This is a genomic window from Rhodanobacter sp. FW106-PBR-R2A-2-24, from assembly GCF_058789615.1.
The window spans coordinates 48,551-60,505 of record NZ_JBYTBV010000002.1; the positions used below are offsets into that span (position 1 = coordinate 48,551).

Below are 11,955 nucleotides of genomic sequence, written 5' to 3' on the forward strand. Positions count from 1 at the left end.
TCTTCCCCCTCACTCATGTTGAGCTCCGCTGGACAACTTCATGTGTGCCGCCAAGTGCTCCCGCTGCGGCTGATGCGCCGCCTGCTTCGGCAAGGTCAACTTCTTCCCTTGCAACGGCCCGTATTCCGAACCATGTAACGCCTCAGCGATCTGCACTTCAAAGGTGTCCGGATCCACCCACACGAGACCTCGATCGAACAGCGTGTGCAGGTCCGACCTGAGCAGCAGACCGTTGTCGATGCGCATGGTGTGCGCTCCCCGATGGGGAATGATGTGCGCCGCTTCCAGCACCGCGGTGACCCGGCAGCCGGTCATGGCGCACGCATGCCCGTAAGCGGCCAGAAGGTCCGCCCGAAAGGTGGGCTGTCCCTCGCGATCGGCCACGGACACCAGGTTCCACACCCGGGCGTCTTGATCGCTGTCGATCGGTGGTGCCGGGCGTTCCTGCACGAGCTCACGGGCTTCCTCCATCGCCGCATCGAGCAAACTGACCTCGGCTCCGGCCTCGACCAGGCGCGGCTTGCCCTTGTAGTCGGGCACCAATTCCCACACCCCGTGCTTGGCCTTGTCGTAGGGCTCGTAGGACGTGCCTTCGTCTGTGGTGTGCTTGAACAGCACGTCATGCCGGTGGCCCTGATCCGAACGCAGATCGGCACCGAAACGCTTGCGCTGGTGAAAGCCGCGGTTGCGGTCGTTCACCGAAAATAGGCTCAGGTCGTTGAATGCGTTTTTGGTGTTGTATAGAGGTTTAGAGGCCTTGATGTGTTCCCGCACATCATTCGGAGTCACGGGGCGGGGGGTTCTGGCATACATCGCCTTGACGGCATCTGCGGCCAGCCAATAGGTGTCCGTGCCGCTCAAACCCAAGCCATCACCCCGAAAATCACCGCGTTGATGGAGCAACGCCAAGATGTGCTCGGCCACCACCATGTTGGCCTCCCGTTCCTTCGTCTGTCTCGGTGCCTGGCGGCCCGCTTCGACCGTCGTCACCGCCTTGCGCACATCGGTGACCGCATCGGCCCACGCCACCGCACGTTCGTGCAGGTGATCGGAAAGAGACCCCGCTGGCAACTCGTCGTGCAGTTTGTAGCCATACCCCACGCGGCCGGTGCCCACAAACCCATGACCGTTGGCGTAGGCAATCACCCAATCGCCTTCCGACATGTCGTTCAGGATCACCTCGCCTCGATCGCCAGACTCACCTTCAAAGCCCGCGGTGATGACACCGCGCCGGAGGTTCTGCGCCCACCATTCGCTGGTCGCAGGCTGGCCGATGTTGAAAATGTAGTAGTTCATCCTTGATCCCTGTTCTGTTGAATCTCCATGTTACCCGCCGACCGGTCTCACGGCCTGCGTCACGTCATCCCTTCAACTTCTTGCCCGCTTTGGCCCTGGCAGCAGGCGCCGCAATCAGGCCTTCGAGATACGCGATACCCTCTTCCTCGGGGAAGAAGCTGATGACGTCCGCCACGTGGAGACCGTAGCGCCGTTTCAGGGTCAGGAATTCTGCCTTCGCCTTCTCCATGGGCGAGAGTTCGGGCTGGTTTTTTCGCGCTTCGAGCGCAGCCAGTTCTTCCTGGAACTGCTTGAACGGATCTTTCGGGAGCATGGAATCCAAACGATGGTTGGAACGATCACGTGTGACGCCAGGCGTCACGCCTTCGGTTTTTTCTTGGCCTTTGAGGCTTTCGCACGGAGTGCTTCTGCTGCTTGTTTTCGAGCGACCGACTGCGCACGCGACCGGTTGGCGGCCAGCTGCGCTTTCATAGGCGTGGAGAGTTTCAGCGCGCGGACGTCTGCATAGATTGCATCGACGGAGCAACCGTAGTGCCGGGCCATGTCCATCCCGCACATGCCTTGGGTGATCAACCGCGGGATTTCCAGGCGCCGACCCACGTGCGGTCCGGGCACTCGTTCCACCTGTTCGTAATCGAGGATCTGCGCAACCCGCTGTCGGGTGAGTTCCATGAGGACGGCGATTTCAGCGCCGGATTTTCCTTCGGCATACAGCCGAACGATTTTGGCGCGGCGCTGGGCCGCCCGATACGGAGAGATTTGCTTTTCTGCCATGTCCGCAGAGTCGATGAAGTGCCGGGGCGCGTCAAGAGCGCCCCCCCATCCACGGATGTTTCCAAAGCGGTGCTGAGGCACCACCCCAGACACGCTCTGCATGAGGTCAGCAGGTCACCCCCGTCACTGGCTCACACCTGATGCGGGTCACTCTGCTGACCGGTCGCCCTGTGCAACCCTCCGGGTGCTCCACGTTGTTCCGCCCACCGCTGCCTGCTCGCGCAGTGGCTTGTGGTGCGCAGGGCTCCTCCCGGTCAGCGGCCTTTTCCCCGCGGCGCAATCCAGCGTCGGGGAGAAAGCACATGCCATTCGCAAGAGACGTCCTGGGCCACTACACCATCACCGGCCCGCAAACCGAGGAAGAAATCCTGGCTGCCGCCGAAGACATCCTAGCGCGCAGGCTCTACCGCGAAGCGAGCATCGGAAACCCGAGAGACATGGAGCAATTCCTTCGCGTCCGGCTGGGTGGCCTGGCGAACGACCACGAAGTGTTCGATGCGGTGTGGCTTGATAACAGGCACCGGGTCATCGGCGTCGAGCGCCTTGCGACCGGCACGGTGGACGGTGCGTCCATCCACCCTCGGGAAGTCGTCAAAGCCGCCCTGCGGGCGAATGCCTCCGCCGTGGTGTTTTCGCACAACCATCCATCGGGCGTGACCACCGAATCGTCGGCAGACAAAGCAATCACCAAAGAGCTGCAAGCGGCGCTGGCGCTGGTGGGCACCCGGGTGCTGGACCACATCATCGTGAGCGCAGGGCAGGAGTGCACCAGCTTCGCCGCACGCGGACTCTTGTGAGCCCGCAGCACCCCGCAGGAGCCAAAGCAAAGGCCGCTTTCGCGGCCTCGTTTCACGGCATGAATGCCCAGGAAGAGCCTGAGCTTCGCTCAGCGCTCGCGCCGATCGTCCGAGCCCGCTCGCCAAGCGCTCAGGGCTTCTTGTGCAGCCCGATGATCCGCCGCCGCCTGCTTGTCTAAGGCGGCGTTGCACGCGTGGACCTTCGCCATGATTCGGGCGTGGTCTTCCGCAATCGCGAGGCGGTTCCGCTCATCGTCATGTTCTTCATAAAAACGATTGCGCTCGCGCCGGATCAGGTCTTCACGTATGGCCACTTGGTTGCGGTGGCGCCGCCAGAACGATCGCCAGATGCTTTCTTCGTCGATTTCGACGCCCAGATTCATGGTGTGCATTCCTCAACGTGGAAGGTTTCGACCCTTTTCTTACCATCGACCCGGGGTGAAGTGTCGATCGTGGGAGGCTCTGTTCAGGAGCCAGCTCGGGTCAGAAACACACCAGGCAATGGACCCGCCCAGCGCCACGATCAGCGCCAGGCGGGTCCCACGGCTCACGGTTGCAGCCAGTATGACGGCCACGGCGATGGTGAAAAGGCGATATACATCTGGCTCACGAATCCGCCCGATGATATGCCGGTGCAATAGCTCACAACTTCACCCTGCGTCTTGAGCTGGTGAATGAAATATGGATCCGTGCCAGCCCCTCGGGCTCCAATCGAAGCGGGGCCGCCTGACAGCAGCGCGATGCACTGGTCGGTCGTCAGGTCGTTGAAAACAAGACCGAAGCCGATGCCGAAGAGCTGGGCGCCGCCTCCGTCGACTTCTGTAAGGCCCATGGATTCGCCGGTGAATGCAGAGAAGCAACCGACGCTATAAGCTGGATCGGATGCGGGGTCGCAAAACCCTTTGCCAAAAAAAGTTGAGTGCGCGTAGTAAGCGTCTTGAACAGCCGGGCCATTGGGCGCCGGCCAGTTGGCGGGGAAAATGGCCAAGATGTTCGCCGCGACTGTCTGAACCATTTGGCGGTCGTGGTCCACGTCAGCCGAACGCTTGGCCGACGCATAGATGCTGAAAGTAACGGCCGCAGCGCCAATCACGATGGCGAACACCAGGATGACTTCAAGCAGGCCGAAGCCACGGCGAGCCCGGCGCGACAGCGCACGAGAAGGGAGGTGGAGGGTCAGCGTGGTCATGGTTTGCTCGGTGGAGTGGGGTTGAGGGAAAAATGGGCGCGGTAGGGGTGCGCGGGGTTCGGTGTGGCCCAGAACACGACGCGGGTTGAGACGGGCGATCCCGCCAGGGAGAACCTGACGTGGGGGCAGGCCAGGATCGGGTGGCTGTCGCTGCGCTTGCAGTCGCCCAGCTCCACGTTCGCCACGCTGGGTGCGGAAACCTGCAGGGCCTGGGCCTGGGAGGCCGCGGCTTCTTGAATGGCCACCTGAGCTTGCTCAGGCGTCAACGACGGCATGGACGGCGAGCAGCCGGCCAGGGCCAACAAGGTGATGAGGGGAAGGGCGCGGCAGATCATGGCTGATCCTCCCCGTTGACGTCTGCGCCGGTGTCCGCACCGTTTTCCACGCCATCCGCCGGCGCAACGCTCAGCCCGTCACGCGACCGGATCAGCAGCACGGTCTGGCTCACGTGGATGGCCTGGTCGTTGTCCTGCACGACGCTGGTAAGGTTGCGATTAGGACGGCCATACCCGTCGGTGGTCTGCACGAAAATCTGCACGCCCTGATGCACCTTCGGCCGGTTGCCCAAGCTGTTACCCAAGGCCGCGCCACCGGCCCCACCCAGAATCGTGCCCAGGCCACGGAACGAACCCGAGGAATGGCGGGTGACTGCGTAACCCGTGGCTGCACCAATTGCCGTGCCGACATACAGGCCGGTGTGGCCGTTGGCCTGCACCTGGATCTGCACGGGACGGATTGCGATGACCCTTGCCAAGACGGCCTGTTGGGCGGTCAAAGACCCGCGATCGGTGTAGACCCGACCCGAGGTGTTGGGCAGCGTTGAAGCCGCCGTGCAGAGCGGCAGGGCGAGAAACGCCAGGAAGGGAAGGGCGCGTGCGTTCATTCGCTCACCCGCACGTGACCGTTCACGTCACGAATGAGCAGCACGATTTCGTTCACCCAGAGCTCGGCGTCTGCGTCCTGCACGACGGTCGTGAGCGGACCATCGACGCGGTTGCCCCGGCCGTCGAGGTCTTGGACAACGATGCGAAGACCGGGGCGACGGGCGCCGTTCTTCGACTCGATGACGACCGGTTTGAGCTGCACGATTTCGACTGCGGTGGTGTTCAGAACAGTTGCGGGAGCGTCCGACACAACCGGGGGCGTGGTGGCCTGAGCGGCCAGAGGAAGGAAAGCGGCGAGGGCGAGAGCGGGAAGAAACGTGCGCATGGTGAAACTCCGGTTGGTGGATCAGAAAAGGTTGTAGGCGTTCAAAGCCGCGTCCACGTTTGACGTGATTTCGGCATCGGGTGTGGAATTCGAGATGGCAACACCGCCAAGGCCCAGCCCAGGCGCCGGTGCGATTTTCGGACGGGTGCACGCGGTCATCGCATCGGGTTGGCCCGCTGCGGCGATATACGCGGAGAAGGCATGGTCAACGGTCAAGTCGAGCAAGAAGAAGCCGCCATCGCCGGCATTGATGGCATGGAGCTCACGTCGCCCGTTGTTATCGATCACCTCGACAGCGATGGCAGCGGGGCTGTATGGATCAGCATGAAGAACGGCGCCCCGGATCAGTGCACGGCGGCCGCCGTCGTAAACCTCGCATGTGGGGTGAGCAGCCAGGCCTTCTGCCGACATGTCCTCTGAAGTCGCCGTGTTGACTGACAGCTCAGCAAAGTCAGCGACCCAATCAATGGGTTCCCCAACGAGCCAGCTATCGCCGCTATTTCCATACGCGATTGGGGTTCCGATCGGATCGCCGAAGACGCCAGAAACGTCAGTGGGAGCGACGGGACTGTTTGGTGCAAAAACGATAGCGGCACGGCGCGGGCTGACAACGACGGCCGACGATGGACCTCCCGTAATGGTGTGAATGGAGTGGCCCGCGCAGTCGCAAGCGCAGGTGCAGCTGGCAAAGCCGACAGCGTCGGGCATGTTGCTGATACCGCCGACAACCCAACCGTTGGTGTCGCCATCGTCGGAGTAGGCGCCGGGCAAAGCACTGTTGTCCTGCGCCCGCGCCGTCGCGAAAGAGGCCCCGCCAAGCACGAAGAAAGCGGCAACGAAGAGTTTCAGAGTCGAGCGGTCGAAGTTGGAGAAGGTGAGCATGTGAGGTGATCCTTGGTCGGGATACCTTCACCTTTTCATAGTGTCGGGTGCTGTCAAGACACGAACACAAAAAGAAGCCGCCCGATGGCGGCTCTAAGATCGACTCCTACACACTCATCGCATTTCAGGCCTGCACTGCTGGCTCACTCTGGCCTACCAAATCCTCTGGTGACGGGTTCGCAAGGCGTGAGCTGGGGTCGCCCAGCTCACGTGTCAGGAAGTCGAAGTAAGCCGCGTGAGCGTTCACCACGAGTAGCCCACGCCAGCGCCAATGGTGCGATCCCGACCGGCCACGGCTCCGCCCACGTTCCAAGCCACACCGCGACTGGTCACATGCTGGTAGCCGACGGCCAGGCCGTTGTGCCCACCCGCGAAGCCCACGCCAGCTGCAATGCGGTTGTGTGCAGACGGATCCGCACCTGCGAACGTGGCGACCATTTGCGTCTGCGCGGTAGCCATGGCTTGCGTCGTGCTGAAACGCTTGTTCATTTCCGCGAATTTGCGATCCGTGTAGCTGTTCGCCCAGTTCAAGGTCTGCGCAGAGGAAGCGTCCGTGTATGCATTTGCAGTGTTGATCGCATCTTGCACCTGCTGGCTCACTTGGCCTACGTTGGCTGCATCGCTGTTGGCCACACCATCGGCCACGTTCGAGATGGTGGTTCCGTTTGTGCCGGCCAGGGTAACCTTGTCTTTTGTGGTGCTGTCGTAGTGAACGGCGAGCGCATCGGTCCCGCTGCCGGTCCCGTCCTTTCCGTCCTTTCCGGCAACACCCTGGGGGCCTTGTGGACCGGTCGGACCTTGTGGGCCAGCTGGGCCCACGCTGCCGCCGCCAACTGGCAAGTTGTCGATGCGGGTGTTCACCGCATTCAGACCATTATCCAGCGCGAGCAAGGCACCGTTCGTGTCGGTGTAAGTGCCCGCTGCACCCGGTGCAGTCAAGATGAAGGTCGGCGCCTGGTAGACGCCGCCGAGGAACGAGGCACCTCCGCCAAATCCGGCCATGGCCCGGTTGATCTGATTGATCGTGGCACCGTCTTGCAACTCCGTGCCGTCCGCCATCTGCGAAAGCGTGCGATTGCCCACCGCCACGGTGAATGCGCGATCAGTGGTGGTTTGTGCACCGACGGCGACGGAGAAGATGCCGTCGGGACCAACATAGGCGCCCTGCCCGAAGGACGAGCCACCCACTGCATCTGCACCCGCATGCGCGCCAACCGCAGTGGCCTGGCCACCGGTGCCCGCAGCACCCGAACCCACCGTGCCCGCAGAGGCACCCGCACCGATCGCGGTGTTCTGCCCGGTGTCAGCGTTGCCGGCGCTCGCGCCCGGGCCCACGGCTACCTCATCCACGCCCGCTTGGTTGGCGGGAGTGGTCGGAGCGTCGGTGGCGAGCCACACAGGTGCGGAGCCGCCAGCACCGGTGTCGATGTTGGTGATCTGGCTTTGCAGACCGGCGAGAGCCGAGCCCACGTCGTGATAAGTACCGTTTGCGAGAGAGTAGGTCGGCGCGTAAAACGGTCTGCCGTTCCCGCCCTGCGCACCGCCGCCCAACCAGCTGCCCATCGCAGTCGAGGCCGTGGTGATCGACGTGTCGAGATACGTGAGAGAGTCGCCCACGTTTTTGAAAGAACTGATCACCGAACCGCTTGACAGACTGTAAGTGGGAGCAGTGAAGATGCCGGCGTTGTAGCCAGCGCCCCCGCCCAGGGCGTCTGCTTGGACTTGCACTTGGCCAAGTGTCACTGCATCGTCGGCCATGGTGCCTGCTGACACTTGCGACAACGTCCGGTTTCCGAACGCTGCCGTGTTGGCGCGATCGGTGCTGGTCAAAGCACCCAGCGACAAACTGTTCACCGCGTTCACGCCGGTCGTGGCCCCAGCGCCAAACGTGGAGCTGTTGTCCGCTTGAGCGTTAGCGAAAGCGCCCACGGCCGTGGTGCCACCGATCAGGCTGTTGAGCCCTGCTTGGGCACCGTAACCAAATGCCGAGTTGTAATCGCCACCCGCCGCGTTTCCGGCGGCAGAGGCAGGACCCACGGCTACGGCACCACGGAACTTGGTGTTGTCGCCATAAACCGTCGCTGGGGTGGAGGTGTCCGTCGCGGCCAACCACGTGGGCGCACTACCAGCGGGCATGCCAGCAATGGCGGTGTTGAGCTGCTGCACATTGACCGCATCGAGCGGGTTGGTTCCCGCGGTCACCTGCGTGACGCGACGGTTACCCACAGCCACCGTGTTTGCCTCGTTGTTCTGCGTGTTCGCACCCAATGCCACACTGTTGGCGGCGTAAGCCATCGCTTGGTAGCCAAACGCGGAAGCGTTGGGTGCCGTGTTGTCATCGGCCAAGCTGCCAGCTCGGGCACCTGTTCCGACAGCGGTGGCGTTCACGTCGACGGCGCCGCCGCCGATGGCGATAGAGCCGGTCGCCCAAGCCCCCCCACCGATCGCAATGGCGTTCGTGTTGGAGGTTGGGTCGTTTCCGTAACCGGCCTGGCCGCCGATGGCAATGGAACCGTTAGATCGCGCTTCGCCGTTCAGCGCAACGGCGTTGATGCCGGTCGCCAGCGAATTGACACCGAACGCAATACTGTTTGCGCCTGATGCGGTGGCCACCTGGCCCCAGGCGAGTGAGGACTTCCCGGTGGCCAGCGCCATGTTGCCGAAGGCCCAGCCGTCGTTCGACGCCCTGGCGCCGTTGCCAAATGCGACCGCCGTTGAAGAGTCAGTGACATACGCTTGGTCGTATGTGCCGCCGACGCACAGGAAAACGTAGGGGCAATCAACGGCGGCGTGCGCAGTGGGGGCAATGGACAAACCCACCGCCAAGGCGAGGGCAGCAAACGTGAGCAAGGGCGAGCGGAACGTGCGCATGGGGAGGGTGCCTCAGAGATGAAGATTCGGGGTTACTCAAACCCTCCCAAAGAATCGGGTGCTGTCAATACACGGACCGCAAACATAAAAAAGCCGCCTCAGGGGCGGCTTGGCAGAACAAGTGAAGTGAAGGTAGGTCAGTGACGGTTTGGGTTGAGCATCGAGGTGCAACTTGGCCAGATGTGGGTCTTCCCGTCTGACCCAAATGCGAAGACGCAAAGCCACACCGCGTCAGGACTGTTGCGCAGGTCGGTCACGCCGGGTATTTCGCCGGGGAGAGGAGCAGGATTAGTCGCGACGTAATACGTCGCGCTGAACACCTTGCCGTTGGCGACCATATTATCTGCGGGTGGCCCCATGTCGTGTTCAAGTTGCGCAAGTGTGGTGCCTGGCGAGTATTTCGCCACTGACGGTAGGCCATCGGTGGGGTCATAGCTTTTGACCGCGGACATCGGCACGACCGGAATGTCCTTGCCGTGGCTGCAACCGGCAGCCGCCAGCAACGTGAGCGCGATCAGCGTGAAGTGAAGCTTCATTGTGGATCCCCTGTTGCGGGCCTTTTCGGATGACCAGGAGCTCCGCTGCGCACCTGGCGAGAGCAGGTTACCCAGAATCACACTCAAATAACCGAACATCGCATAAACGGGTAGCAGATGATGGCCTAACCGGCTTTCGCACTTACCGTCATGGACGACCCCTCACCGTGTCCGTGCCATGGCCCCTGCGAAACCGCCCGCCCGCAAGTCCCTCTACCGCGAAGAAACCCCCGTGTTCGTGGGCGTGCTGCGCGCGTTGCGCGAACGGACGGGGCTGAACCAAACAGACTTCGCGGTTAGGCTGGGTCGGTCTCAGACGTATGTGTCTTCGGCTGAACGCTCAGCCGTGCGCCTGGATGGGTTGCAACTGATGGACTGGGTTCGCGCGTGCGGGTCCAATCTTCGCGAATGGGCGGATCTGATCGAAAACCAGCTGTCACCGGAGCCGGTGAAGCCGACCAAGAGCAGGAACGCTGGGGCGGGGAAGAAGCCCAAATAAACAAGCCGCCCTGGTGGAGGCGGCTTGGTCGGGCGTCGGCATCCTTGCGGCGCCTGGACTTCCCAACGACCTCAGTTTGCCGCCCCATTATCGGTGCGTCTATCAGGTTTTTCTGACGTCGATGTCCGTGCGCTCGGGATAAGCTTTGTGGGTCTACGGAACGACAACCCGGGGGTTGCCCAATGCCTTACCAGATCGGCGACGAAGAATTCGTCACGAAGGGCGCCATCACCGAGCGCTGCCGGCAGATCATGCGGGCAAGCGCCCATGCGGTGGCCGATGAAGACGTGGCGTTCTTGTTGCAGCTGTTCAAGCACCACGAGCAGTGGGTGGAGAAATCACACGGCGGGGTGGAAGGCGTGACCGTGTATCAAACCCCGCACGGCACGCCATGCTTCCACCTGGTGTGCGGGGATGGCCGAACCGAGGACATTTCCTTTCCACATGCCATCAAGTGCGTGCCCACCAACAAATCAGCGTCCCGGCTGCCGCAGTCGTTGCTCGACTTCAAAGCCGCCGCGCGTGAAACAATCAAGCCTCAGACCCGGGTCTTTCGCGATCGGGAGCTGCCCACGGCAGGGGCTTGTCCCATCACGGGCGTGACCCTCACCGCCACCAATGCGCACGTGGACCACGTGGCGCCGCTGACCTTCGATCGTCTGCTGCTCGATTTCACGGTGGAGAACAATGTCGATCCGATCCTAGTGCACGTCGGGTCACGGGGCGGCACGGTGGCTTTCTTCACGGATGAGGTCCTGGCGGAGGCATGGGCCGACTATCACCAGCAGCGGGCCGAGCTTCGCCTGATTTCCCAGCACGGCAACCTCACATTGCCCAAGCCCAGGATCGACTGGGGTTTGTGAGAACTGCCAGTTACGCGGCCGCAGCCAACTGGTGTTCGTAGAACGCCTGCGGCCGGTCATCGAGGATGGCGTAGAGCGCCGCCAGGTTCGCCGGATCCGGGTTCAACCAAGCGTCCACGTTTTCTGGCTTGATTTGGATGATGCAGCGATCGTGGCCGGCAGCGGCCACCTCCGGTGGTGGTTCATCCGTGATGGCAGCAAAACTCCACAGGTCCTCACCTGGCCCCGTCCAATGGGAATACAGACACGCGATGAGCATGTCTTGCGGTGGTTCGGGATTGAACTTCAACACCACGTTTTCTTCTTTCTCGCCCGGCGCCAGCTCACGGTGTTCCATCGTGTGCCGAGCCACGTTTTCATAAAACGCGTTCACAACCATCACCGCGTGGGTGTGGCCGAACTGGTTCCGCCAGAAGCGTTCGAGGTTGTCCCGGCGGGCGTTGTAGGTGCCACTCACCTTGCCGTCCTTCGTGCGGTCGATGGACGCCGGCATGCCCTCGGGCCGGCAGTGATACCGCATCGGCATCACCACCCTTTTCCCGTCTTGCATGAGCATCACGGAGGCGTAGCTGTCCGGAAAAATGCGGCTGTCCCGCGCCTTGGGTTCGGTGCGGTGCAGGTCGGCCAACTTGCCCTGGATGTCGGGGATTTTGTTCGACGCGATGCGCTGGTCTTCCGCCGCCTTTTTCGTCGGCTTTGGGCCCGCCAGCAAGCGTTCGGCATCGGCCAGGCGCTTCTTCTGCTTGAACAGTTCCTGTTCCAGCGCCGTGGTCTGCTCGGCGTCATAGGCATCGATGAACACTTTGACCTCGCGCTCACCGTCCGTCTTCGGGTGCGCGAAGCCATCGGCCATCGCCTTGGGGATTTTGATTTTCTTGTCCTTGCCCCGGTCGCCGAACAGCTTCACGAAGTGGCGAATGGACAGGATCGCCCCGAATTCCTTCGTGAACCGGTGGAAATCAGACCAGGCTTCGGCGGAGTAGCACATCGCAGCATTCCCTCATCCGTTTTCCCGCATGATAGACCGGAGATGTCAAAT

Annotated in this window: 15 protein-coding genes; 3 read left to right on the forward strand and 12 right to left on the reverse strand. The window is 62.3% G+C overall.

Features of this window, described 5'->3' with window-relative positions; all coding sequences use genetic code 11:
- Positions 1-9 precede the first annotated feature (9 nt).
- From AC3WQA_RS01250 to AC3WQA_RS01260, 3 genes are all read right to left on the reverse strand, one after another.
- A complete protein-coding gene (locus AC3WQA_RS01250) occupies positions 10-1,296 on the reverse strand; it encodes an HNH endonuclease (RefSeq protein ID WP_492673304.1) in 1,287 nt (428 codons plus the stop codon).
- 64 nt (positions 1,297-1,360) lie between these two features.
- The gene (locus AC3WQA_RS01255; RefSeq protein ID WP_492673305.1) at positions 1,361-1,609 is read right to left on the reverse strand and encodes a 2-hydroxyacyl-CoA dehydratase; all 249 of its coding nucleotides are present in this window, start codon (positions 1,607-1,609) and stop codon (positions 1,361-1,363) included.
- A 44-nt stretch (positions 1,610-1,653) separates the two neighbouring features.
- On the reverse strand, positions 1,654-2,070 hold the full coding sequence (locus AC3WQA_RS01260) for a helix-turn-helix domain-containing protein (RefSeq protein WP_492673306.1): 417 nt from the start codon (positions 2,068-2,070) through the stop codon (positions 1,654-1,656).
- Positions 2,071-2,372: 302 nt separating this feature from the next.
- Here AC3WQA_RS01260 and AC3WQA_RS01265 point away from each other — a divergent pair, with 302 nt between their 5' ends.
- Positions 2,373-2,867, forward strand: coding sequence for a JAB domain-containing protein (locus tag AC3WQA_RS01265; protein WP_492673307.1), 495 nt, complete (start codon positions 2,373-2,375; stop codon positions 2,865-2,867).
- An 89-nt stretch (positions 2,868-2,956) separates the two neighbouring features.
- Here the strand turns inward: AC3WQA_RS01265 and AC3WQA_RS01270 are convergent, their stop codons facing one another.
- The 8 genes from AC3WQA_RS01270 to AC3WQA_RS01305 all read right to left on the reverse strand — a co-directional run bounded on the left by AC3WQA_RS01270 (position 2,957) and on the right by AC3WQA_RS01305 (position 9,554).
- Complete coding sequence (locus tag AC3WQA_RS01270; RefSeq protein ID WP_492673308.1) at positions 2,957-3,250, reverse strand: hypothetical protein; 294 nt, start codon at positions 3,248-3,250, stop codon at positions 2,957-2,959.
- 164 nt (positions 3,251-3,414) lie between these two features.
- Positions 3,415-4,056, reverse strand: a complete 642-nt coding sequence (locus AC3WQA_RS01275; RefSeq protein WP_492673309.1) for a type II secretion system protein — start codon at positions 4,054-4,056, stop codon at positions 3,415-3,417.
- A complete protein-coding gene (locus tag AC3WQA_RS01280) occupies positions 4,053-4,391 on the reverse strand; it encodes a hypothetical protein (protein ID WP_492673310.1) in 339 nt (112 codons plus the stop codon). The genes AC3WQA_RS01275 and AC3WQA_RS01280 overlap by 4 nt, the downstream gene beginning before the upstream one ends.
- Positions 4,388-4,939: a hypothetical protein gene (locus tag AC3WQA_RS01285; protein ID WP_492673311.1), complete on the reverse strand. Its 552-nt coding sequence runs from the start codon at positions 4,937-4,939 to the stop codon at positions 4,388-4,390. Before AC3WQA_RS01285 ends, AC3WQA_RS01280 begins: the two co-directional genes overlap by 4 nt.
- Positions 4,936-5,265: a hypothetical protein gene (locus tag AC3WQA_RS01290; RefSeq protein ID WP_492673312.1), complete on the reverse strand. Its 330-nt coding sequence runs from the start codon at positions 5,263-5,265 to the stop codon at positions 4,936-4,938. The genes AC3WQA_RS01285 and AC3WQA_RS01290 overlap by 4 nt, the downstream gene beginning before the upstream one ends.
- 21 nt (positions 5,266-5,286) lie before the next feature.
- Positions 5,287-6,147, reverse strand: a complete 861-nt coding sequence (locus AC3WQA_RS01295; RefSeq protein ID WP_492673313.1) for a hypothetical protein — start codon at positions 6,145-6,147, stop codon at positions 5,287-5,289.
- A 243-nt stretch (positions 6,148-6,390) separates the two neighbouring features.
- Complete coding sequence (locus tag AC3WQA_RS01300; RefSeq protein ID WP_492673314.1) at positions 6,391-9,018, reverse strand: beta strand repeat-containing protein; 2,628 nt, start codon at positions 9,016-9,018, stop codon at positions 6,391-6,393.
- Between the two features lie 137 nt (positions 9,019-9,155).
- Positions 9,156-9,554 (reverse strand): hypothetical protein, encoded by a 399-nt coding sequence (locus AC3WQA_RS01305; RefSeq protein WP_492673315.1) that lies wholly within the window; start codon positions 9,552-9,554, stop codon positions 9,156-9,158.
- Positions 9,555-9,732: 178 nt separating this feature from the next.
- On the opposite strand from AC3WQA_RS01305, the gene AC3WQA_RS01310 reads away from it, so the two are divergent.
- Together AC3WQA_RS01310 and AC3WQA_RS01315 are read left to right on the forward strand one after the other, a co-directional pair.
- Positions 9,733-10,053 (forward strand): helix-turn-helix domain-containing protein, encoded by a 321-nt coding sequence (locus AC3WQA_RS01310; protein ID WP_492673316.1) that lies wholly within the window; start codon positions 9,733-9,735, stop codon positions 10,051-10,053.
- Between the two features lie 182 nt (positions 10,054-10,235).
- A complete protein-coding gene (locus AC3WQA_RS01315; protein WP_492673317.1) occupies positions 10,236-10,916 on the forward strand; it encodes a DUF3223 domain-containing protein in 681 nt (226 codons plus the stop codon).
- A 10-nt stretch (positions 10,917-10,926) separates the two neighbouring features.
- Here the strand turns inward: AC3WQA_RS01315 and AC3WQA_RS01320 are convergent, their stop codons facing one another.
- The gene (locus tag AC3WQA_RS01320; RefSeq protein WP_492673318.1) at positions 10,927-11,904 is read right to left on the reverse strand and encodes an SOS response-associated peptidase family protein; all 978 of its coding nucleotides are present in this window, start codon (positions 11,902-11,904) and stop codon (positions 10,927-10,929) included.
- Between the last annotated feature and the right edge of the window lie 51 nt (positions 11,905-11,955).